This window comes from Bradyrhizobium sp. CIAT3101 (assembly GCF_029714945.1).
Lineage (GTDB): Bacteria > Pseudomonadota > Alphaproteobacteria > Rhizobiales > Xanthobacteraceae > Bradyrhizobium.
This window is the reverse complement of sequence record NZ_CP121634.1, coordinates 8,546,015-8,568,509: the sequence shown is the minus strand read 5'-3', so window position 1 is coordinate 8,568,509 and position 22,495 is coordinate 8,546,015. Positions and strand designations below refer to the sequence as shown.

Below are 22,495 nucleotides of genomic sequence, written 5' to 3'. Positions count from 1 at the left end.
GCGACGCGTGGCATTCATTCTACTGTGTCCGAAGGCTTCATGAGCTTGCGTTTGCAGCTCCAGCACGATTCGGCGCGTGTTCCGGCCTGGGAATGCCGATTCCGAAATGGCGCGTGTGGGCGAGATCGAGGATGCGATTGACCAATTTCGCGAAGGTATATCCGCCGGCCGAAGCTGCCCGGACGTAAGAGTGTGTATCACCGAATGACGGGCTGAAGTTGGTCTCGAGGACAAACGGTTGGCCCGACCGGTCAATCCGGAAGTCGACCCGAGCGTAGTCCCGGCCTCGGCAGGCGCGGAAGGTCGCGATTGAAAGGTCCCGCAGCTTCGTCGCAAGCTCTCTCCCGATTGGCGCCGGGCAAATCTTCTGCGGCTCCGCGACAGCTGTATGGTGCTTGTCCTCCCATGTGAAAATGCGTGATTTGCGATCGCCGAAGTCATGCTCCATCGGAGGCATCACCTCGAGCTCTTCGTTTCCCAGTAGCGCTATGCAGATCTCCCTCCCTTCGATGTATTCCTCCACGAGAGCATCCTCCGCATACTGAGTGACGATCATTTCTACGGCTTGCCGCAGCTGGGAAGGTTGTTGTACGAAGTGCAATCCTAGGCTGCTGGACCCGTAACGCGGCTTCACTACCAAAGGGAAGCGCAGCTCGCCGGCGCTCTCGGTGCCGTAACGCATCACCCTAAAGTTCGGTGTCGGCACGCCGTCATCGCGGATGAGCTTCTTTGTGATAACTTTATCGAGCTCCAGCGCCGCCCCGAGCGGACCCGGACCGGTGTATGGAATGCCCGCCATCTCTAGCATGGTCGGAACCTGGCTGACCCGCCATTCGCCCCTACTTCCGTACGCCCGATTGAAAACCATTCCGGAGGGGCGACCTTGAGCGTCTGGTGGTATGAACCGCTCGAGTGCCGCAAGCAATCCCTTGTCGCCCTCGCACAGCAGGGTCTCGTGGCCGCTCTCTTGCAGTGCCGCCTCCAGCCTTGTGGTCGCCGCGCGGTAGTGCGCTGGATCAGACCGCCCTGGCTCATTCCACACGACTGCTACTCGCATGAGTTGCTCCTCGATGTTCCGCTTAATTCACACCTTAGCTGGAGACTGCAAGAGCCCCTATGAACGCGGTCTCGAGCAATCCACATGCCAACAGAAGATCCGGAAAGGGGGACTTGAAAACCTGGGTTTAGTGGCGCGTGGAAGGATAACTCCTTCTCTGTTCGTCGCAGTCACGACAGACACCACGTCATTTGGAGGGCATCTGTATGGTTTCGAGCAAAGTGGCGCTTCAACTTTGGCAGCGGCGGGATAGGCTATTGACTCCGTCCACCTTGTAAATGTCTTCGGCAAGGAATGATGAAGGCACCGGATTCGTGTCAAGCGGTTGCCATTCACAGAAGAACCTGCGTGAGAAAACAATGGAATGAACGGAGTGGAGATAATAAAATAGATCCGTGACCCGACTCTGCTCCTATGAAGCTGCGTCGAATGCAGCTGAACAGCTGCAGGATTTTTTACGAGTAGTCTTAACGGAAAACTTTGCGTTTTGAACGATTCAACCAGCGGCTTCAAGCCACTACGAATTGCCTAAACGTCGTTGTTTCATCCCGGTTGCGGAAGATTGTAGAACGAGCCCAATCGATTTGCTAGGGGGCGGTCGGCTGTTCGCCGAATACTAACCATGGTGTGGCTTCAGACGATCAGTTTGTTTCAAAATCCTTCGCTCTTCTTGCAAAGATGACGCCGCACACAAAATCGCGCACTGCACATCGCCTTCGCTGGCCTGGATCTTGCTCAGCAAGGATGGAAGGGCGTCCACCCATGTTGACCATTTAGCGTCCTCGCGAGATGGCGCGCGTAGTGTTCAAGCCGATATCCGATGAAACAGCACTCCCAGCGCGTGTTAAAGCAAAGTAGCCAAACGGTGTCGGCCAGCCGTTAGCGTTTGTACTCAGTACGGCGGAATTTTCGCCAGTAGCGAAGTCTGGCGTCGGAGTTTGCAGTTGGAGGATATGTGGGCGAGTGAGCCACGCGCCAATGGCGGGACGTCATGTGATCCCTCCCGCCCGCCATCTATGGCGACGTTATCGATGGTGTCGCGTTCCAGCGGGACAGCTGGGCTCTTAGAGCCCTAGTCCTTTTCGTGGCTTCTACGTGACCGATAGCGCCGTTGCTGCGGTGCTGCCGCTTGCGCTGCATCGACACGAATGAGATTTGGATTTCGAGCAGCCATCACGCGAACCTGCATGTAGGCGTGTGGGTCTCGCTTTCCAAGGCTGCGGTACATCAATTGATTCCGAAGGCGTTGCAGTTTGAGGTTTTATGAAGACCAAGAAGATTTCCAGGCGTCAATCAGGACCGTTGGAGCGTTATACACAGGTTTTGGAAGTGATCGCCGGGTCGGTCAATGGGCTTACCGGCCGTGAGATTGAGGCTGTGTTGGACCTCCCAAAGACGACCGTCAATCGGCTTGTAAACGCTCTGGAAAGCAGTGATTTGGTCGCTAGCAGCGGGCGAGGGGGCGAGTTCAAGCTTGGCGGGAGACTCCGTCGGATTTTGGAATCCGATACGTTTTGGATTGTTGGCGCAAGCAAGCGCCGGCTCAAGGTATTGGCTGAACAAGCAAGTGAAACCTGTTTCGTCGCTCGTTTGTCGGGCTCCTCCGTCCACTTCGTGATGATGGAGGCACCGGACGTAAGTGCCGGGGTTTACGTCACGCCGGGGCATGTGCTGCCTCCCCATGCGACCGCTTCGGGGAAGGTTCTGACCGCCATGCAGCTCCCTCGCGTGCGCCAAGCCATTCTGAATACCGACCTCCACAAGTTGACCGATAGCACGATCAGCGATCCCAAGGGTCTTGAGCGTGAATTTGCGAAAATCCGGAAGCAGGGCTACGCGATCGAGAACGGGGAACACATTCAAGGTCTTTACACGCTTGCCTGTCCGGTGCGTTCCTTATCTGAATCCCCGCCGATCTACGCCTTGGGGCTTACAGGCCCGGCTGACCGGGTACGTTCGCGCGCGATCCCGGAGCTTCTTGAGCTCCTCAAGTCCACCGCCTCCGAACTTGCAAATGCTTTCATGCCGGGGACCCACAATGAAGGCCATTGATGGCTCCGTCACGCCTCTGTTGCGCCAAGCGCATATGATATTGCTCAAGCAAGCAAGCTTTAAGATCGAAACAGACGAAACTTGCCGGATCTCGAAGCGTTGCTTTCCCTCTGGTGTCAACTATGGAAGAACAGCGTTGCTCGTGCTACCAGTGCAGCCGCCAAGCGACGCGATCTTAATCCGATCGTGCGGATTCTGGCAGAAGAGAGTGCGATTCTGCATCGCGCCTCTCTCATACCATCGCCTTCCTGCGGACAATCCGCATTGCGACGATGCGCTCTTGCAGTTCGAATGGTGGTGGGATGGCTGGGCGCTCGCGATCTCCGACGCACACATGGCTAGAAGCTCCGCTCCTCCCAACCACCAACAGGCGCAGCGCGATAGCAACCATGTTGATCTGGCTTGAGTTCGGCATCGTGCTAGCGAAAAGCCGTAAAGTAGCCCGATCAGGCATCGAACGGAAGAGGTTAGCAATGAAGACTTCTGGTTTTGGGAGCATGGCCGTTATCGGCAATGGGAATATCGGACACGGGATAGCGGAGGTATTCGCAAAGGCGGGCTGGGAGGTCTGTCTGATTGGTCGCAGCGAGAAGAGTGTCGAGAGAGCCGTCCAGCGGATCCAGGCGAGCCTCTACGAATTCGTTCAGGCTGAAGTAATGAGCGTTTCATCCGCCAAAACCGCAATCGCGAACATCCGAACTTCAACTGAGTTGCAGGCCGCGGCCGCGGCGGAATTCGTCATCGAAGCCGTTCCGGAGGACATGGAGCTCAAGCGCAACACATTTTCTAAACTCGACGGTATTTGTTCTGCTGACACCGTACTCGCTACTTCCAGTGGCCATCCCGCCAGTGCCGTCGATAAATGCGTCGAACGGAAAGAACGCGTCATCGCAACGCATTTTTGGTATCCGCCCCAACTACTTCCTCTCGTTGAGGTATGTGGCAGCGCTGCCACATCCAAGGCGGTGGTCGAGCATACATACTCGATTCTTAGCGGTATCGGAAGGACGCCTGTTGTCATCGATCGCGAAGTGCCCGGATTCATCGGCAATCGCATCCAGTTCGCGGCACTTCGTGAGGCTTGGGCCCTTTGGGCTAAGGGCATTGCTTCGGCCGAAGCAATTGACTCGGTCGTCCGGCATTCGATCGGCCGACGGCTTGCTGTGACCGGACTAATTGAATCAGCGGATCTAGGCGGGCTTGACACGATGTATCATTTCGCTCGATACCTGGCACCGAGGCTAGACAGTTCTTCTGAGCCACCCGAGCAGGTTGCGGCTTTAGTCCGTGCTGGCGATTGCGGACTTCGCAGCGGCAGAGGCGTCTACGATTGGACCGAACGAGACGGCTCTGCGCTGCTGTCAGAACGGCGCCGAGAATTGATGCGATGGCTGAAAATTGACGACAGGTCTTTCGGATAGCGCGCTCGCACTGGCGCAGTAATCTCACGTCAACTAAGTGAAAGGCGATCGCTTAGTAGGCGCAGAACCTTCAGGCTTCCCTCAGTCTAATTTGCGGCAAGGTTGTTTAGAGACGTCTGCCCGACGACGAGGAGAATGCAAATTCCCTAACTATTATCTTCGATAGACAATCTCTGCTTCGGCTTGAATGAAACCATGGCGTCGATTCGAGCTAGATGTTTAGTCTGCGCCGTGCTGGAGCGGATTGAGTGTGAATCGGTTTGGCACCGTCGGCCAGGCCTAGCAGATGAATCCGCAGAGTGTGAGTCCTTTGAGAGCTTTAAGTCGCTGTGCGAACCTGCAGGCGTTGACAAAGTCTAAGAGGTAGCTGCGGAACTCGGCGTGCGTCTCATAGTGGAAGCGCGTGAGACCGTGGCGTTCTCGGTCGTCTGTTCATGGGCTCGACCCGGCCAAGGTCGACGAACGACGCTGTGCTCCTGAAGGTCAGGAACGGCAGAGCCGGCCGCTCCTCACTATCTACGCGATCGTATTTTTCGATGCAATGCGCGTCAAAATTCGGGACGAGGACTGGTCAAGAACAAGGAGGTTATGTCGCGCTGCCGTACAACAGCGAGCGACGGCGCTATGGACGTATTCAGGCTCTGGATCGAGCAGACCGGAGGCGCGAAGTTTTGGCTGCAGGTCGTCAACGACTCAAGACACGCAGCGTCAACGACATCCTGGCGTTGTGGTCGACGGCTGGAGGGTTTCCCAGAAGCGAGGACCACGGTCTATCAGAAAACGCTGGTGCAACCCTGCATCGTACACCTGAGCCGCAACAGCCTCGCCTTGGTCTGACCGCCAGGCGATCCTGCCCTCGATTGAAGGCGATCTAGTTGGCCGAGTGCGCGGAAGCGGCGTTGCTGCGGCTTTTAGTCGATGCGGAATGGGGCAAGCCCTTCTGGAGTTGCCCCTGTTAGACCGGACACTCGGCTGGTTTGAGTGATGCAATGTACTCCCGCGGTGAGCGGTAGCCCAGCCGGGAGTGTGGGTGTTCTGAGATGTAATCTTCCATCCATTGGTCGATCCGCTGCAGCGCGGTGCTCGCGTCAGGGATCGGGTTCACACGAACATAGTCACGCTTGAAGGTCTCACGAACGCCTCGGCCATGCCGTTGCTCTGGGGCTTTCGACCGGCGTGAAGCAGGGCTCGAGGTTCAGGGCCGCGGCAATCTCAAGGGTGCGATAGGCGGCGAAGATCGATCCATTGTCGGTCAGCCATTGCACCTTGCGTGGAGCCCGGATGTCGGCGAACCGCTGCTCCACACAGTGGACCATCATGTCCCGGATCATCTCGCCGGAGATCCCGGCGGTTGTGGCCACCCAGCTGATGACCTCGCGGTCATGGCTGTCCAGGGCAAAGGCAACCCGCACGAACTCACCGTTCCAGCAGGTGAACTCCAGCGCGTCCGAACACCAACGCTCATTGGAGCGGCTTGTCATGATCGTTCCGTCATGCGCCCGCGGGAGGCGGCGCCCTGTATGCCGGGCCAGCAACAAGCCGCTCTTCTTCATGAGCCGGTAGACGCGCTTGGCGTTGACAGGGCCATGGCCGGCGGATCGCCGCTCGCGCTTGAGGAGCGCGGCGATCCGCCGGTATCCATAGCTCGGGCGGCTATCCACCAGGCGCCGGATATCAGACGTGAGCGCCGCATCCCCGGCGCGGGTCTGGGGACCATGCTTCGGACGCTTGCCACCCGCTCGCTCAACCAGGTTGGAACGCGCCACCCCGAGGGTCTCTGCGATCCGTTTCACGGGGTATCCTCCGGTGCCTGCGATCGCGACAGCAAGGTCGGTTTTTTTACCCGTGCAAGGTCAAGAGCCTCCTTGAGGATCTCGACCTCCATGGTCTTGCGGCCCAGCAGGCGTTCGAGGTCTCGAACCCGTTCCTCCAGCCGCCGGACCTCGGACGCGGCGACCACATCCTCGTCGGCCCGCACTGCTTCCTTGCCCCTTCACTCATTAGCCGTCTCCATCGGAAGACCAGGCTCGGGGAGAGCCCATAGCGACGAGCAACATAGCTGATCGACATGCCCGGTTGCAGCGTCTCGTTGACGACCAAGAGCTTCTGCTCCGTCGTAAACCGCCGCCGGCGGGCAACGCCGGTGATGATTTCCACCTTCGAAAACGTCTCGGACATAGGCGTACGCCTAGGACTAGGCCTAGCTCCTCCGGCTAACGCCGGTGTCCGGTTAAAACGGGGTGCAGTTCACCTTCCCCGCAATCAGCCAAATCTGGCACAATGCGGAGCAAGTGTGCCGTTTTTCGCGTTTGCGCCGGCCATTCGCTAAATGATCTACACCACCAATGCAGTCGAGGCGTCGGTGCAGTGACGATATCTGCGCCGGTGTAACTAACAGATTGGGGATCATCGGTGATGTACCCACCGAGCCCGTGATTGAGGGTATTCCTCGTAAGCATCGTCTCGTCCCCTCAGCGTTCGACTGGCAGGTCGAGTTCGGCGGCAAGTGCCTCCAGCGAATCGCCGATGATTGCGATCATCTCGCTGATCTGCTCCCGCGTGATGATCATCGGCGGCGCCACCATGAAATTGTCGCTCTCAATACCACCCTTGACTTTGCGACCATACATGATCAAGCCGCGTGCATAGGCTAGGTCGAGTAGGCGCTGCGTCACCCGGTGGGCTGGGTTGATCGGCGTCAGCGTTTCGGGATTAGCTACCATTTCAGCGCCGAGAAGTAGGCCCTTGCCACGCACGTCGGCGATAAAGGGGAAGCGCTTTTGTAGCGCCTTTAATTCGCCAATCAGCACATCGCCCATTGCGGCGGCGTTGGCGATGAGGTCGAGCCTGTCCATTTCGCTGAGCACGGCAAGACCAGCAGCGCAGGCAAGCGGATTGCCGGCATAAGTGTGGCTGTGCTGGAAGCCCCCAGAGCCAAGCAGCGGCTCGACCAGCCACATTGGTGCGGCCAGCGCGCCGAGCGGCGCGTAACCCGAGCCAAGTCCTTTTGATAGCGCGACAATATCGGGCCTGGAACTCCAGTGGTCGCCTCCAAGGAATTTACCAGTACGCCCAGCGCCGCTCACAACCTCGTCATGGATGAGCAGGATGCCATAGCAATCGCAGATCTCGCGGATACGCACATAGTAACTGTCAGGCGCGACAAGGGCTGCCGTAGCGGCTCCGCCGATGGGTTCCATGATGAAAGCGAGCACGTTTTCGGGGCCCTCGGTGAGGATTTTTTCCTCAAGTATGTTGGCATAACGTAACCCGCGCTGTTCCATCGAAAGGTTGTCGCGGTCGCGCCAGGCGGCCGGCGCCGGCACGGTCGGCATCACGCGCATAATAGGCGTGAAAGTTTCGGCAAGTGCATCGTCGCCGGTAACAGAAAGCGAGCCAAGGGTGGCCCCGTGAAAGGATGGAAAACGGGTGATCACTTTCCAGCGCTTGGGCTGGCCGGTTGCGACTGCCCACTGCCGCGCCAGCTTGATACAGGATTCGGTGGCTTCCGAGCCGCCGGATACGAAGAAGATGCGATCCATGCCCTCGGGAAGCTTACGCGCCAATTTCCGTGCCAGTTCTTCCGCGGGCTCGTTCTCGAAGTGCAGCCGATAAGCGAAGGTGGTCTTGTCCATCTGCCGCTTCATGACTTCGAGCACGGTTTTGTTTGAATGGCCGATATTGACGACCATAGGTCCGCTCGATCCATCGATGAAGCGGCGACCGTCCTTAGTCCAAAAATAGATACCTTCGGCGCGGTCGACGACCGGCCGGCGCAGATTGGAGAGATAGAACAGATGGGACGGCGGTCGCGCGTTAGTGTCATGTGAGCGCTGAAGCAATCGTGGCATGTCGGCGTTTCGATCGGGCAACTTCACGCATCCTGGCAGCATCGAAGGCTAGTCGATACCAATCTAGAGCGTTCTTCGCACCTCTCATTGCTGGTAGGAATTATGCTCTCCATCTTTGCGTCTGGAGAAACAGGCGTAAGTACCTGCGTTTCAGTTGCGCGCCGAGGCGCCGCGGCTCGCTCTGCGGCGCCTGTCACGAGGAGATCAAGTTTTTAAATCAATACAAGGCGCCAAGGATTAAGGCCTCTGGCTCAGTTGAGTGGCATCTGGCCCTTGCCGGCGGCATCTCGCAGGGAGTGACTACGGAATGAGAGAGCGCACCCGGCTCGCTAGACGAACGCGCGCACGAAAATTCAAGAAAGATTACCGGGCGCGCGGTCTGAATATTTGATCGCGCGTAACCGCTTAGAGCACAAAAGCGAAGGAAACTTGCAGCGTTTTTAACTCGCACTGCGCGACGAAAAAGGGCGCTAGTGAGGCGTGCTGTCCAAGCCAACGTCTCTCGTTGGTTAGCGTTTGGAAGCTCATCGACCGAATCATCCAGCTCGCTCGCGCCATCAAGCGCCCACGATGAGCGGTGGGTGTTAGTAGCCTGGAGGTGATGCTACTTAGTCGAAAGTTGCACGCGCCAATGCGCGAAGACCTGCGCTCGTTTCATAACGGGTACCGCGACACCTCGCCCGGCTTGCTGATGGAGCAGGTAGGCGGGGTCCGGTGGGTGAGACACTCAATCCTCGGACGGAGCCTCAATTGGAATAGCAAATCCTGCTTTTACCCGGTCCATGACCACCATGGTCTTGAAGCCCTTGATATCGGGGTTCTCACGGAAAAATCGCCGCGTGAACTGCTCATAGTCGTCCATGGTGCGTGCGGTTATGTATAGGACAAAGTCAGCATCGCCTGTGACGTAAAACCCATTGACGACTTCAGCGGATGACTTGATCGCCTTTTTAAACCTGTCGATGATGTCCGAGCGCTCTCGTTCCAATGTCACCAGCACTAGCATCTGAATAGGTCTTCCGACCGCCTTGGCCGAAACGATCGAAACGTCAGCCTCGATAATGCCGTCCGACCGAAGCCTCTTTAGCCTGCGTTGACAGGCGGTAGCGGAAAGCCCGGCCAGTTCGCCAATCGTCTCGGATGTGAGACGGTTATTCTTTTGCACGATCTCCAGGATGTGAGCGTCGATTCGGTCGTACCTCATAACAAGCTCCAGGCTTAAGAGGAGATCCTGCAAAAGATCGCCAACTTCCGCAGAAAAACATCTAAAATCAGACAAATGTCGTCGAAAACGCTCTTTATGACATCAGTATCGTCGATCTAACGGCAATTACAAGAAATATGCTGCATGGCTTGTAAAATGCCCTTCGAAACGCCCTTCGTCCCGTAATGCAGACTTCTCTAAGATAAGCGTCAGCTGGGCGCACAGCAGGCGTCGCTCCGCAGCAGTTGGGGAGTCGACGAGACTTGAGCTTGGCGATGCATCTCGGTGTTTCGGGACGACGTGTCGTTGGATCGGGTTGGTTTTACGCTCGGGTGGGCGGGGCGGAACGGCTTTGGCGCGCTCGATTCGCTCCGCGCAAAGCTGCGTCCTGCCCCTAAATGCCACGGCACTTCACGGTGTGTGCTGCGTACGCCTTGCTAAGAAATGACGTCGTTCATGCGGCCCCATCTGGTCGGCGTCAATTCGGGAACGGTCGCAACAACTGCGTCATACAAGGCTTTCGGAAGCAACGTACCAAGTGGTCCACAGGGGCTTACCTAAGCAATGAATTGCGGGAAGCACGTCGCCCGGTACTGAAGGTCGCATCATCCTTCGAGAGCGACTGCAAAATCCGCTTCGGCGCTGTCAATCGACATGCTCCCGCCCCGATATCGGCGGGAGCATGGACCAGGACCCACTCAACAGGATCAGGGCACGGATTCGCTCAGCCGAGTATTGCTGCGATCTGCGGCAATGACATCAGCGATCATTTCAGCTGTGACAGCGGATAATGTCCAACCGAGATGGCCATGGCCGGTGTTGTAGAAGATATTCGAGCGTTTGCCTCGGCCAACCCGCGGCATCATGCTAGGTGTCATAGGACGCAAGCCCGCCCATGGCACCACCTGCGCGGTGGATACATCCGGGAACGATCGCTCCACCCACCGTATCAGGGGCTTAATTCGGTCCCAGCGGATATCGCGGTTTTCGCCATTAAATTCGGCGGTCCCGGCGACCCGGAAGCGATCCTCTCCTAACCGGCTGGTCACGATCTTGGTAGCCTCGTCCAGGAGGCTGACACGAGGCGCAGCCTTTTGGCTCGTTTCGTCTCCCAGCTCTACCGTGATGGAATAGCCCTTGACGGGATAAATGTTTATGTTGTCCCCCAGCATTGAAGCAATGCGGCGGCTGCCGACTCCCGCGCAAACCACTGCGCGTTCGGCATTGAGTTCTTCCTTCAACGAACCTCGTTTCCAGTGTACGACCACACCGTCTCGATCGGACCGAATGCCGCAGATATCTGCATCAAAGACGAAGCGTACGCCCCCTCGCTCGCAAGCCGCAGCGAGGCCGCGCGTGAACTTGTGAATGTCGCCGGTTGAGTCAGACGGGGTAAAGAAGCCACCATAATACTGATCGCGCAGAGCTGGCTCTATTGCAAGCATTTCAGAGGGCGTCACGGGACGGCGATCCAATCCGCCTTTGAGCAGCAACTGATTCACGCGAGAGGCCGCATCGAAGTCGGACTTGCTCGAATAAACGTGCAAAATTCCTCGCCGCTCCAAGTCGAAATCGATGCTCTCCCGATCGGCTAGCTCAAAAAGATGCTTGCGAGCAGCTATCGCTAGCTTCGTCGTTTCGATCGTGTTGTGGCGGTAGTTTCGAATCTGGCTTACGAACTCTGCCAGCCAAGTATATTTGTGAAAACTGGGCCTTGGGTTCAGCAACAGTGGTGCGTCTTTGCGCAGCATCCACCTCAAGCCTTTTACGATCGTTGCGACGTTATTCCAGACCTCGGCATTGCTTGCCGATAATTGGCCGCCGTTCGCAAACGAAGTGTCCATCGCCGGATAGCGCTGGCGATCAAAGACTGTCACCGAATAGCCGCGGCGGGCCAGGGCATAGGCAGTTGTAACTCCGGTAATACCGGATCCAATAATGACGATCGTGCTCATCGTGCGCTCCAAGACAGGGTTGAACGAACGGTGAAATGGCTTCGCCATGTCTCCGTCCCCAAATCTGTCCGTGCACCTGAGAGCTTTCTCCGCAATCCGCGTGGATTACGGTCCCCTTCGGTGGGTGCTGACCGGCACCTCTCTCCAGATCGTCCTCGGTGTGCGGTCCTGGGCCTGAGAGTTTCCTTGGGGAGTTGCTCCGTCGGCGGTGATACGCCTTTGCAGGCTTATCGCGCTCTCCCGCACACCATCATCAGACACGATGACAGTCTCAGACGCACTCACTCCCTGTCAAGCCGCGATGAATCGTCGGATCCAAAAATCGGCGGCGTAAGCGGCAACTCGATGTTTGCCCAAGCTCCCCACCAAGATTAGCAGGTGGCTTATTGCCAGGTACTATGCTGATCTCGCTTTTTGAGGATTGCATTCGCTGGATGTCCCAGTGGTTTCCATCGAGCTATCCGCGGCTAGCGCAGAAATACTGCGGGATCCTGAAAAGAACGCACAATGTTTGCGTGGCGACGCTCTAATAAATATGCGGTGGTGTAGGACCCTACAAAGCTAGTGCCTTTCATGCATCTCTTTCAAAGTCGAGCCAAAATGGAGGCCTGCACGCCTGAGGCGATCGCTATGCTCGATGAGGGGCTCTTCACACCACTTTCGTCGACGTCTGTGGCATATGGCGGCAGGATTCGACCTTGTTCGTCGCGCAACCAGGTTAAGTTCGTTGCTGGTCCGGCGATCCGCTGCCGCGTTTTTCGTTTCGCGCGATTTCCAGTCCATGCTCCGCCAAACATGCCGGCCGCAACAGGGCCCAGTTTGCGGGTGGCGCTGCTGTGACGCTATTCGGGCTTGAGTTAATCGCCTCCCGCGCGCTCGCTCTCGCCCTGCAAGCTCGCAGTTCCGGGCGAAGAGCAGGGTGTTTTCCGACAAAATCGAAAAGACGACGGCGCCAAGTTGAAGATAGACGTCCCACGCTCTCGATCTGCTTAGAACTCGGCGGAGGACCTCGATGAGACATGCCGTCTTTGTCTTCTGCGTCGATGGAGAAAAGGACCCGGTCGCGGGGCACGTTCTGGATGCTCTCAAGGCGGATTGCGCTCTAGTTCCAACGAGTTTTGAAGTCGATGGGCACTCCGTCCGCGAAGTTGCTGGCTTGCATGATGCCAGAATTTCGATCGTGGCCACGAACGAGGTCGTAAGTAACGACTATGCGCGCTACGCGCCAATGTTCAATGATCGGTTCGGTGATGCCAACGTTATTGGCATCGTGAACTGGCACGAGGGCGCCAATGCGCCAAACGCAATCTTCTCGGTTCAAACGACCGGCGATCTGGGCACGGGGACCTTCAGCGCGGTCGACCCTCGGATTACGCGGGGACTTCTTCTGGCGATCGAAGCCGAGCGGGTCGCTTCCGGTCTTGACCCCTATCGCACTTATCTCGAGGCGACTCATTGGTCGGGCGTCAAGGCTGGTGATGCTGGTACCCGTCTCGCTGACCTGCCACCTTCGGCTGTCGATGTCGAGATCGGAAGCTCGCCCGAAGATTGGGCACATCCTCTTGCAGCTCGAGTGCTGGCGCGATCCCTACTGCGAATTTTCGATCGTATTGAGGAACCGGTACATTCCGTGCTCTGCATCGGAGGTGTTCACTTCGAGCCGAGCTTCACGAACGCGGTATTGCAGTCGCGCGATCGACCCGCGATCGCGGCTAGTCACGTCCTACCAAACCACTGGCTCGTGTCGGACGGCTATGACCAGGAAAGCCGTTTGATCGACCTGCGAGCTTGCGTGCGATCCATTGTAGGCGGAATTCAAAGCATCGTTCACCACGACAAGCTGAAAGCTCCTTACAAAGGTCTTGTTCGCCTGCTCGCAGAGGAGCTCGGTATTCCGATGCTTTCGCATAAAAAACTGCGCGCGGCTGTTCCGAAGGATATTGTCGAATGAGCGCGCGAGGGCGGCCATCTGCTGTCGAGCCGGCATATAAATTGTCGGTTGTCCTGCGATTGACGTGTTTCTCTGGAGAAGAGCGATGAACGGTATGGGGATGGATTCGATTAGGACCATTCAGTATGATCCCTTTCCCTGGATCGAATACGAGGGTCGCGTCGAGCGCGCGCGGCGTTTGATGAAACAGCATGCCATTGACGCGCTTCTGGCGACGTCCGAACACAATTTGCGATATTTCATTGGTGAGCCTAGTACGACCCCGCAGCAGACGACCCGGCCGCGATTTCTTCTCATTCTTTCGTCAGCTGACCCCGTTGCAATCGTCCCGGAGGGAATTGACCAGTTTTACAGAGACACGACCTGGGTAAAAAATTGCCGGAGCTGGCCTAGCCCAAATCCGAAAGATGAGGGTGTGTCCGCCCTTGCACGAGCGGTGTGTGAATTACTGCCGGAGCACGCTAGGATCGGCGTAGAGCTTGGCGCGGAGAGTAGGCTTGGCTTCCCCGCGGGAGATTTCTTGCGTGTAGCCGACGCGATCAAGCCTCGAACGTTCGTCGACGCATCGGATCCGATTCTCACCCCCTTGCGAATGATCAAGTCTCCGCTTGAAGTCGGCAGAATTGGAACCGTATGTGGCCTTGTGTCGGACGCATTTGAAGGGCTCGCAACAAAGCTACGCCTTGGAATGACGGAACGCGAGGCCTGTCGCCAGTTCGAATTCGAATGTTTCAGTCGCGGTGTCGAGAAGACAAGCAAGATAGTGGGTGTTTCTGGCCGCGGGGGATACACGCGTCCTTACGGTGTTCCGACCGACAAATTTCTGTCGGATGGAGACCTACTGTTTATTGATGCCGGCTGCCTGTTCGATTTTTATTGGAGCGATTTCGATCGACACTTTGCTTTCGGTGCGCCTGATCCGCACACCCAGGATGCCTATCAGGTCGTTTGGGATGCCACCGAAGCGGGAATTGCGGCCGCTAAACCTGGCATTCCGATCTCTGATGTCTGGAGCGCAATGTCAGCCGTACTAAATGGCTCAAACAATCGCGGTAAAGCCACCAACATCGGCCGAATGGGACACTCCATGGGCTTATGGATGCCGGAGTTACCGTCGGTCCAACCGGACGACAAGACAATACTAAAGCCAGGCATGATCGTTAATATTGAACCGAGCACCTCATATCCCTCATATTTTGACGGATCACCGAAGCTGATGCTGCATGAAGAGGTGGTTGTCGTGACCGAAACTGGCTCGCAGTTGCTCACGTCTCGTGCTCCGCGAAAAATGCCAGTAGTGGCCATATAACAAATAAGAAGAAGAGCATGGCAGAAGGGAAGGGCATGCCGAGCTCTCGCCGTAGGCCTGAAGCGGTCATGACGTCTCACTGGCGTTTTAGCTCTGTGTCTCAATGGCCGCACGAGAGTGTGGGATATCAGCGAGCCGGCCTAAGAGACTACGGCAAGTTGGAATTCACGAGTAGAGTGCAGAAGCCCACACGGTGTGTGCCCAATAGATGCGACGTCCTGCCATGACGTCTCTACATTTTGCTTATGGCGTGCTCCATTACAAAAATTTCAGAATGCGAGCGACTACAGCAAAAATTGCGCGGGGCCGCTTCACGCGTACGCACCGAGACTCCGCCGCGCGCTCGAACGGTGCTGTATCATAATGGATTCGGATTTTAAGGTCTGACATGCATAGTGTTGATCAGTTTCGTGATTTGCAGGGAGAGGTAACGGCGTGGCGCCGCTATCTTCACGAAAATCCCGAGCTTGACTTTCAGGTACACAATACGGCGAGGTTCGTCGCCGAGAAGCTCGCCTCGTTCGGTATCAATCACATCGAAACGGGGATAGCTGAAACCGGCATCGTTGCATTGATTCAAGGGAAGGGTGGACACGGTCCTACCATTGGATTGAGGGCCGACATGGATGCGCTGCCGATCCTCGAAGCCTCAAACAAGCCGTGGTCCTCGAAAGTGCTGGGTAAAATGCACGCATGCGGGCACGATGGTCATACGGCCATGTTGTTGGGCGCAGCGAAATATCTTGCTAATACGCGCAATTTCAAAGGCTGCGTCGCCTTGATTTTTCAGCCGGCAGAAGAAGTGGAACTCCCTTCCGGCGGCCTGAAAATGGTCCAGGTAGGAATCATGGACCGTTTCAGCATCTCCAAAGTTTTTGGGATGCACAACGCTCCGGGCACCGAGATCGGCAAGTTCAGCATTTGCCATGGACCGATCATGGCCTCGCAAGACGATTTCGACATCCTCGTAAAGGGTCGGGGCGGCCATGCGGCCAAGCCGCATGAGACCATCGATCCAGTCGTAATTGCCGCACAGATCATCGTCGGCTTGCAAATGCTGGTCTCGCGGAACACGAATCCAATCAAGTCTCTCGTCATCTCAGTGACGAAGTTGAATGCCGCCAACGCCTACAACGTCATTGCCGATCAAGTCGAAATGGCCGGCACTGTTAGAACCCATGTTCCGGAGCTGCGAGACTTTGCCGAACGCCAGATCATGACAGCTGCCCAAGGCATCGCGCGCGGATTCGGCGCGGATATCGAGTTCAAATATCGTCGATCGGTCCCGGTGACCTTCAACCACACCGTAGAGACCAATCTGGCGATCAGGGCGGCACGCGGTCTCGTTGGGTCCGCATCTGTGTACGAGAGCATCAAACCAGGTATGGGGGCCGAGGACTTTGCCTACATGCTTGAGGCACGCCCGGGCGCTATGATTTTCATTGGCAACGGGCCGACTGCAGGTGTGCATAACCCTGCATATGACTTCAACGACGAAGCATTGCCATATGGCATCGGCTATTGGGTGAATTTGGTTGAGACATTGCTGGCTATCTGAATCACCCGGTTTGTCTCGATTCATCTCGGCACCCAAAGCCTTGGCGATTGGCAAAACTACACCAGATAAATGTGGCTAGCTTGGATTACCGTAAGCGTTCAGCCGTCACCCTATTGATGCCGGCTTGACGCCTTGCGGAAGCGCCACGGCATGAGGTCGCCGATTCTGCTATTGGGATGGCCTTCGATGATCACCTGGAGCGTTTCGGCAAGGTAGGCTGCCGGATTGACGTCGTTGAGCTTGCAGGTGGCGACGATCGAGGCAAACAAGGCCCAGTTTTCTGCCCCGATTTCCGCCATCCCGCCAGTCTGCTTGACCAGGAAAAAACGCTCTCTTCGCCGGTCATGCGCCGCCGCAGCGGGCGCAAACGGGCGCCGGCACGAGGGCGCCAATGGCGATCCCTCAGGGATCGAACCAGCGCTGGAGCATCGACTTCCTGTCGGATGCCTTTGTCGACGGCCGGCGCTTCCGCATCCTCGCGGTCGTCGACGACTTCGCCGCGAATGCCTGGCGCTGGTCGCCGACACCTCGCTGCCGGGTCTGCGGGTGGCCCGTGAACTCGAGGTCAATCGCCTGGCGTGATCGTCCGGTCATGTGCGTCTCCGACAACGGCACCGAGCTGACCGGCATGGCGATCCTGCGCTGGTGCCATGAGATGCGGATCGAGCGGCACTATATCGCCCCCGGCAAGCCCACCCAGAACGCCTTCATCGAGAGCTTCAACGGCCGCCTGCGCGACGAACTCCTCAATGAGACGCTCTTCACTTCGCTGGCTCAGGCACGTGCCGCAATGAGCACACGGAAAGACGACTACAACAACGTTCGCCCGCACAGCTCGCTCGGCCACCTCACCCCGAGCGAGTTCGCCGATCGTAATGCTCCCCGACCGCAACGGAGCAGCGCGCTGCTCTATGCCGAGGGCTCCGCGCCCCGTTGCTCCACCGAGCCCGTTGGGCTCAAATGTCACCGGAACTCTTCAGCGGATGAAAGTTGGGGCTCAGGTCACGTTCTCGACCGGGGTGGTGTCGAGTTCGAGACGCCCGTCTTCAAGGAAGCGGCTCAGCCCCTGCCAATGATTGAGCGCATAGCGGATGTCCTCGGCGAGCGCCGAGCCGCTGGAGATCATCGACAGCTGCTTCTCGAACCACAACTTCAACACGGCGACCATCGGCTGCGAGTGCTCCTTGCGCGCTGCTAGGCGGACGTCCGGCGGTGAGCCGCGCGCCATGGCTTCGATGGCATAAAGCTGCGCGATGTGCCGCACGGCGGCCTCGGCGATCGGCGATTTGTTGTTGCGGACCAATTTGACAAAGCGCCGGCGCAAATGGCGCCAGCAATGCACGAGCGTCCACGGCTCTTGCGGCCGATCGACGTCATAGCCGTCATAGGCATCGCATTGCAGGAAGCTTCCGCCAAAGCCGTCGAGGAACTGCTGCGCGAAGGCACCGCTGCGACCGGGGGCATATCTGAACAACACAATTGTGGACTTGGACCGCTGTGGCCGCGGTCGTCCGATGCGATCGCCCAGAAGTAGCCTTTCTTCGTTTGACCTTGCCCAGAATCAAGCACCGGCGCTGTGGTCTCATCCATGAACAGGCGATCCGCCATGCCAGATGGCGACGCTTGTGGTCCGCAATGGGTTGAAGATGGAAGCAGGCGCGACCGGACCGGTTGCCCAGTATCGCCCGATCAAGCCGGATGCCCTGGCGCGCATAGATCTCGGCCTGACGATAAAACGGCGTGTGGTCACCAAACTTGGAGACGATCACGTGCGCGATAGCCGCTTCGGTCCGCAGCCCGCCGGGCACGACGTGCTCCGGTGCGTGCGCCTGCAAGACGGGGCCCGAGCACCGGCGACAGATGTATTTCGGGCGACGCGTGATCAGCACGCGCCATTGCGCCGGGATCACGTCAAGGCGCTGGCTGATGTTCTCGCCGATCATCGTCATGGCCCCACAACCGCACGAGCAGAGCGTGCTTAACCCGTTCCACCGGCAAATGGGCAGGCAAGCAGCCTCGGTTGCGACGAGAGCCTTGATCCGGATCGCTACGCGATCGGCCCTTGATCACAGCCGCGGCTCTCTCCTGCGCCGCGTCCAGGATCCCTTGGGCGATCTCCACGTCTTCCAACGGCAAATGATACTGATCTGGCCGCAGCTTCTCGGACTTCGCGCCGAACCTGTCGTGGCGCAATTCGCCGAGAATGACCTCCAGCCGACGCCGTGCTTCCTCCGCCGCCGCCAGCGCCGCCTGATGCTCGCTCAAGGCCGCCTGCGTTTGCGCCAAAAGCGCTTTGAATTGTTCATTTTCGTCGCGCAGCGTCGCGATGCTCATGCGCTATTTCGAGCACATCGCCGCCGCGCGTGCCACGTTCAAAATAGAAGCCGAGTCATTCGGCCGCAGTTATCCAGCCGCCTGAGGACGCCGCGCTTCTTCCGGGCGGACCAATCTCCAATCCAGCCCCTCGAACAAGGCCGCGAACATCGCCGGCGATATCCGCATCACGCCGTCCGCGATCGTTGGCCAAACAAACTTGCAACCTTCGAGGCGCTTGTGCACCAACACCAGGCCCGTTCGATCCCAGACCTAAATCTTGATCCGGTCCGCTCGTTTCGATCGGAACACGAAGGCTGCGCCGCTGAACGGGTCGAGACGAAGCATCTCCTGCACCTTCGCTGCAAGCCCATCATGGCCACACCGGAAGTCGATCGGCCGCGTCGCGATGTAAATCTTCAGATCAGAACCGGCCGCGATCATCGTGACGCTCGCACCGCACGGATCACCCGGGACAACTGCTCGGCATCGATGGCCGTATCTGTCCGCAGCACGACATCACCGATCGCGATCTCAAGCTTGATCGCCGGAGCCTGACGCTCCTCTAACGCAGGTTCCACGACCAGCGGCGCAAATGTCGGCGGTGACGCCTCACACAGCGGCAACATACCTCGCTGTCGAAACCGCCGTCGCCAATCGTAGATCTGCCAGCGCGTCGCTCCGTGCCTGCGCGCCATCTCGGATACCTGGGCGCCGGGCAGCAGACTCTCAGCAGCGATCCGGGCTCTCTCTGCTTCCGACCGAATTCGACGTCCTGAGGGCCCTTCAAGGATTTCCAACCGGCTCACCGACCCCGCCGATGAGACGTCCAAATGGACGTCCTTTTTTCTGTCGAAACCATTACAAACCTCCGTCCAAGCCGGAGGCTTCTTCGCACAGCTATCCAGATCCCGAAGCAAGGGTTTTGGCTGGGCGCTTACGAATTACCGAACCAAGCGCGCTTTAATGACAGAGTGCAATCAGGTGGCGCGCTCGATTTCTACGCGTTCTGACCGTATAGTCTTGCCTCAATGTATTTGGGCCATGCCGGAGAAGCGATCTTGCGCTCCCGCCGTGAATTGATCTCTTACGGAAGACTGATGTTGGAACTCCTAGCCAGGGAGCTTAGAGCTAGGGTGTGACGGTTGGCTTGTTAAGGTCCGACCTTGCTGATCGGAATGCTGCAATTACTCTTTCGATGTCGTCCGCACTGTGGGCGGCACTTACCTGCATGCGGATCCGCGCAGCGCCTTCCGGGACAACAGGATACGAGAGCGGAACGACTAGAATGCCATGCGCACGCAAGAATTCAGCAATCTGGACCGCCGCTGCTGCGTCCCCGGTCATAACGGGCACAATTGGGTGATCGTTGCCCAAAACATGAAATCCAAGGCCGCTCAATCCTTGTCGTAGCTGACCTGTGCGAGCAGAGAGATTCTGCCTGAGATCGTCTGCGCTTTCTGCCAAGTCGATTGCGGCCAACGAAGCCTCACAAATTGCAGGCATCAGTGCGTTTGAAAAGAGGTATGGGCGCGCACGCTGTCGCAACCAGGAAATGATCTCACTACGGCCTGAGACGTACCCGCCAGATGCGCCGCCAAGTGCTTTGCCGAGCGTACCGGTAAGAATATCAATTTGATCTTCCAGCCCGTACTGCGCGGGTGTTCCCCGTCCTTCTGGCCCGATAAACCCCACAGCATGAGAGTCATCGACCATGACCAACGCGCCGTGACGTTTTGCAAGCTCGCAAATACCTGGAAGATTCGCCGCAGCGCCATCCATGGAAAATACGCCATCGGTCACAACGAGCACTGTTCGGCAGTGACTTGCCTCGCGTATAGCGTGCTCTAGTTCGTTCATATCATTGTTGGCGTAGCGAAATCGCTTCGCCTTGCAGAGCCGAATTCCATCTATGATGCTTGCATGATTCAGACGATCGCTGATTACCGCATCGTCAGCGTCAAGCATAGCCTCAAACAGTCCGGTGTTCGCATCGAAGCACGAACCGAATAGGATCGTGTCTTCCGTCCGAAGATAGCTGGAAAGCCTGTTTTCAAGTGATCGATGAACTGAGTGCGTCCCACAAATGAATCGCACGGACGACATTCCAAAGCCATGCCGTTCGAGACCTGCATGGGCCGCTCGCACCAGGGCTGGGTGATTGGCTAGACCAAGATAGTTGTTGGCGCACATATTCAGGAGATCGCGCTCACCGAGGGCGCGGAGGTGAACATGCGTTGACTGAGGCGAGGCGATCTCTTGCTCGATTTTCAGGAGTTTCCGCGATGATAGCTGATCGAGATTGTCACGAAGTCGCTGGCCAAAGAGCGAGCGCATGGTTCATTTCCGATCAAGCATAAATGACAGCAGTCGACCACGCCGGATCTGCGTGCTTTTGCCAGTATAGATCCATCAGCCGGCGCGTAACGGAGCCGACCTGCCCCTGGGCAATTTTAGTGTCGTCGATGCGGGTCACGGGCATGATACCGCCGGCTGTGGAGGTAATGAACACCTCATCAGCCGTTTTGATATCGTCACGGCAGATTTCTCCAGCGGTGGCGGGGAGCCCAATCTCAGCGCAAAGATCGAGGACGGTGCGACGCGTGATACCGGGCAGTACTCCAAAAGCGGGTGTCCTCAACGATCCATCTTTTACAAGAAACACATTGAACCCTGGCCCTTCAGCGACATGTCCGTTCGCATCTAGGATCAGCGCCGTCTCGGCGCCCTTGTCGTAAGCATCGAAAAGGCCCTTTACGAGATCGAGCCAATGATAGTTCTTGATCGTAGGATCGACTGAATTTGGCGGGATGCGAACGGTCTCGCTAATCGCGACGTGCAAGCCTCTTTCCAATTGTTCCTTGTTCGCGACCGAGCCATACGGAACAGCAAACGCAATGAAGCGATTCTCTGCTTGGCGAGGATCACGGCTGAATATCGGCGATGAGCCACGCGTGCAGATCATCTCAACGTAAGCGGATTTATGGCCAGACAAGGCGACGCATTGCTCGAGGATCGAGGCGATTTTCCCGCGGTCGTAAGGCAGTTTCATTCGAAGGCGTTCAACGCCTGCAAGAAAGCGGTCAAGATGCAAATCCAATCGGAAGAACCGGCCATTCCACACGTGGACGGTGTCGTAGGTCGCGTCCGAGTGGAGAAGACCCCAATCGAGCACAGAGATCTTGGCCTCGGACATTGGCAGGTATTGCCCATCCATGAAAGCGACTCCATGGGGGTAGCACCGTCGGTCGATGTGATGCTTATCAATCGCCGAAAGCACCGGTGAGAGCTCTGTCATCGGGGGCACTGGAAATAGGAGGGATTGAGACAAGGAACGAAGTCTTTCTTTAGGAAAACCAGCATCTCGGACATGGCGCTCCATCAAAGATGTCGAGGATCGGAACGGGGGCGGCCCACTGGACCTAGTCAGGTCGGATGCTAACAGTCTCACGAGCCGTATTCCCTCGATGTGGCACCTCGTCCGGCCTAAATTATGCGTCTGAACGTTATAGGCGAAGCTTTCACACGCACGAGTCGCTGTTTAATTGGCAACGTTCGTGCCGACCATTCGGCCGCCGTCTGACGGGGGGAATGAAGAGTTTAATCTGCCAGGGCTTTGCATGAAGCGATTTTGGCGACTATCGTAGACTTGGATGCGTCGCAATATGCGAGGCAGATCAACGAGAGTTCGGCCGCGCACGAAGTGCAAACCCTGATGCCGTCCCGGCCGGGCGGCGCGAAGGGCCTTTGGGCGCTTTTAGCACTGAGCTATCAACCGGGAATAAACTAAGAGTGTGGCGCGGACTCACCAAAACAATGGGTGT

Annotated in this window: 16 protein-coding genes, 5 pseudogenes and 2 riboswitches; of the genes and pseudogenes, 7 read left to right on the top strand and 14 right to left on the bottom strand. The window is 57.4% G+C overall.

Annotated elements, in window-relative coordinates; translation table 11 throughout:
- Nucleotides 1-37: 37 nt before the first annotated feature.
- Nucleotides 38-1,057, bottom strand: coding sequence for an ATP-grasp domain-containing protein (locus QA645_RS39880; protein WP_283046461.1), 1,020 nt, complete (start codon nt 1,055-1,057; stop codon nt 38-40).
- A gap of 1,263 nt (nt 1,058-2,320) precedes the next feature.
- Here QA645_RS39880 and QA645_RS39875 point away from each other — a divergent pair.
- Genes QA645_RS39875 through QA645_RS39865 form a run of 3 tightly spaced genes read left to right on the top strand, consistent with a single transcriptional unit; the run spans nt 2,321 to nt 4,530 of the window.
- The gene (locus tag QA645_RS39875) at nt 2,321-3,109 is read left to right on the top strand and encodes an IclR family transcriptional regulator (RefSeq protein ID WP_283046460.1); all 789 of its coding nucleotides are present in this window, start codon (nt 2,321-2,323) and stop codon (nt 3,107-3,109) included.
- Nucleotides 3,096-3,515 carry a hypothetical protein gene (locus QA645_RS39870; RefSeq protein ID WP_283046459.1) on the top strand — a complete coding sequence of 140 codons (420 nt, stop codon included), beginning with the start codon at nt 3,096-3,098 and terminating at the stop codon, nt 3,513-3,515. The genes QA645_RS39875 and QA645_RS39870 overlap by 14 nt, the downstream gene beginning before the upstream one ends.
- Nucleotides 3,499-4,530, top strand: coding sequence for a 3-hydroxyacyl-CoA dehydrogenase family protein (locus QA645_RS39865; RefSeq protein ID WP_283046458.1), 1,032 nt, complete (start codon nt 3,499-3,501; stop codon nt 4,528-4,530). The genes QA645_RS39870 and QA645_RS39865 overlap by 17 nt, the downstream gene beginning before the upstream one ends.
- Nucleotides 4,531-5,485: 955 nt before the next feature.
- Here the strand turns inward: QA645_RS39865 and QA645_RS39860 are convergent.
- The 4 genes and pseudogenes from QA645_RS39860 to QA645_RS39845 all read right to left on the bottom strand — a co-directional run bounded on the left by QA645_RS39860 (nt 5,486) and on the right by QA645_RS39845 (nt 11,540).
- A pseudogene (locus tag QA645_RS39860) lies at nt 5,486-6,708 on the bottom strand (IS3 family transposase).
- Nucleotides 6,709-7,001: 293 nt separating this feature from the next.
- On the bottom strand, nt 7,002-8,381 hold the full coding sequence (locus QA645_RS39855; protein WP_283053556.1) for an aspartate aminotransferase family protein: 1,380 nt from the start codon (nt 8,379-8,381) through the stop codon (nt 7,002-7,004).
- A gap of 727 nt (nt 8,382-9,108) precedes the next feature.
- Nucleotides 9,109-9,585, bottom strand: a complete 477-nt coding sequence (locus QA645_RS39850; RefSeq protein WP_283046457.1) for an Lrp/AsnC family transcriptional regulator — start codon at nt 9,583-9,585, stop codon at nt 9,109-9,111.
- Between the two features lie 707 nt (nt 9,586-10,292).
- Nucleotides 10,293-11,540 (bottom strand): D-amino acid dehydrogenase, encoded by a 1,248-nt coding sequence (locus QA645_RS39845; RefSeq protein ID WP_283046456.1) that lies wholly within the window; start codon nt 11,538-11,540, stop codon nt 10,293-10,295.
- A 62-nt stretch (nt 11,541-11,602) separates the two neighbouring features.
- Nucleotides 11,603-11,690, bottom strand: a riboswitch (glycine riboswitch).
- A gap of 3 nt (nt 11,691-11,693) precedes the next feature.
- Nucleotides 11,694-11,793: riboswitch (glycine riboswitch) on the bottom strand.
- 759 nt (nt 11,794-12,552) lie between these two features.
- On the opposite strand from QA645_RS39845, the gene QA645_RS39840 reads away from it, so the two are divergent.
- The 3 genes from QA645_RS39840 (at nt 12,553) to QA645_RS39830 (ending at nt 16,358) form a co-directional block, all read left to right on the top strand.
- Nucleotides 12,553-13,491 carry a D-aminoacyl-tRNA deacylase gene (locus QA645_RS39840; RefSeq protein WP_283046455.1) on the top strand — a complete coding sequence of 313 codons (939 nt, stop codon included), beginning with the start codon at nt 12,553-12,555 and terminating at the stop codon, nt 13,489-13,491.
- Between the two features lie 85 nt (nt 13,492-13,576).
- Nucleotides 13,577-14,800, top strand: a complete 1,224-nt coding sequence (locus tag QA645_RS39835) for a Xaa-Pro peptidase family protein (RefSeq protein WP_283046454.1) — start codon at nt 13,577-13,579, stop codon at nt 14,798-14,800.
- Between the two features lie 388 nt (nt 14,801-15,188).
- Entirely contained in the window at nt 15,189-16,358 is a 1,170-nt protein-coding gene (locus QA645_RS39830) for a M20 aminoacylase family protein (protein WP_283046453.1), read from the top strand.
- Between the two features lie 110 nt (nt 16,359-16,468).
- On the opposite strand, the gene QA645_RS39825 is transcribed toward QA645_RS39830, so the two are convergent.
- Entirely contained in the window at nt 16,469-16,657 is a 189-nt protein-coding gene (locus QA645_RS39825; protein ID WP_283046452.1) for a transposase domain-containing protein, read from the bottom strand.
- A 45-nt stretch (nt 16,658-16,702) separates the two neighbouring features.
- Here QA645_RS39825 and QA645_RS39820 point away from each other — a divergent pair.
- Nucleotides 16,703-17,232 (top strand): annotated as a pseudogene (locus QA645_RS39820) (integrase core domain-containing protein); the annotation flags it as partial.
- Nucleotides 17,233-17,355: 123 nt separating this feature from the next.
- Here the strand turns inward: QA645_RS39820 and QA645_RS39815 are convergent.
- The 8 genes and pseudogenes from QA645_RS39815 to QA645_RS39775 form a co-directional block, all read right to left on the bottom strand.
- The gene (locus tag QA645_RS39815; RefSeq protein ID WP_283046451.1) at nt 17,356-17,835 is read right to left on the bottom strand and encodes an IS66 family transposase; all 480 of its coding nucleotides are present in this window, start codon (nt 17,833-17,835) and stop codon (nt 17,356-17,358) included.
- 193 nt (nt 17,836-18,028) lie between these two features.
- A pseudogene (locus tag QA645_RS39805) lies at nt 18,029-18,301 on the bottom strand (IS66 family transposase zinc-finger binding domain-containing protein); the annotation flags it as partial.
- Nucleotides 18,270-18,692, bottom strand: coding sequence for a transposase (locus QA645_RS39800; protein WP_283046450.1), 423 nt, complete (start codon nt 18,690-18,692; stop codon nt 18,270-18,272). The gene QA645_RS39800 and the pseudogene QA645_RS39805, both read right to left, overlap by 32 nt.
- Before the next feature lie 69 nt (nt 18,693-18,761).
- Nucleotides 18,762-19,115 (bottom strand): annotated as a pseudogene (gene tnpB / locus QA645_RS43425) (IS66 family insertion sequence element accessory protein TnpB).
- Nucleotides 19,112-19,300, bottom strand: coding sequence for a hypothetical protein (locus QA645_RS39790; protein ID WP_283053671.1), 189 nt, complete (start codon nt 19,298-19,300; stop codon nt 19,112-19,114). Before QA645_RS39790 ends, tnpB begins: the two are co-directional and overlap by 4 nt.
- Before the next feature lie 51 nt (nt 19,301-19,351).
- Nucleotides 19,352-19,480 (bottom strand): annotated as a pseudogene (locus QA645_RS39785) (IS66 family insertion sequence element accessory protein TnpB); the annotation flags it as partial.
- Between the two features lie 322 nt (nt 19,481-19,802).
- The gene (locus QA645_RS39780) at nt 19,803-21,008 is read right to left on the bottom strand and encodes a glycine C-acetyltransferase (protein WP_283046448.1); all 1,206 of its coding nucleotides are present in this window, start codon (nt 21,006-21,008) and stop codon (nt 19,803-19,805) included.
- Between the two features lie 13 nt (nt 21,009-21,021).
- Nucleotides 21,022-21,969 carry an aminotransferase class IV gene (locus QA645_RS39775; protein WP_283046447.1) on the bottom strand — a complete coding sequence of 316 codons (948 nt, stop codon included), beginning with the start codon at nt 21,967-21,969 and terminating at the stop codon, nt 21,022-21,024.
- Nucleotides 21,970-22,495 lie beyond the last annotated feature (526 nt).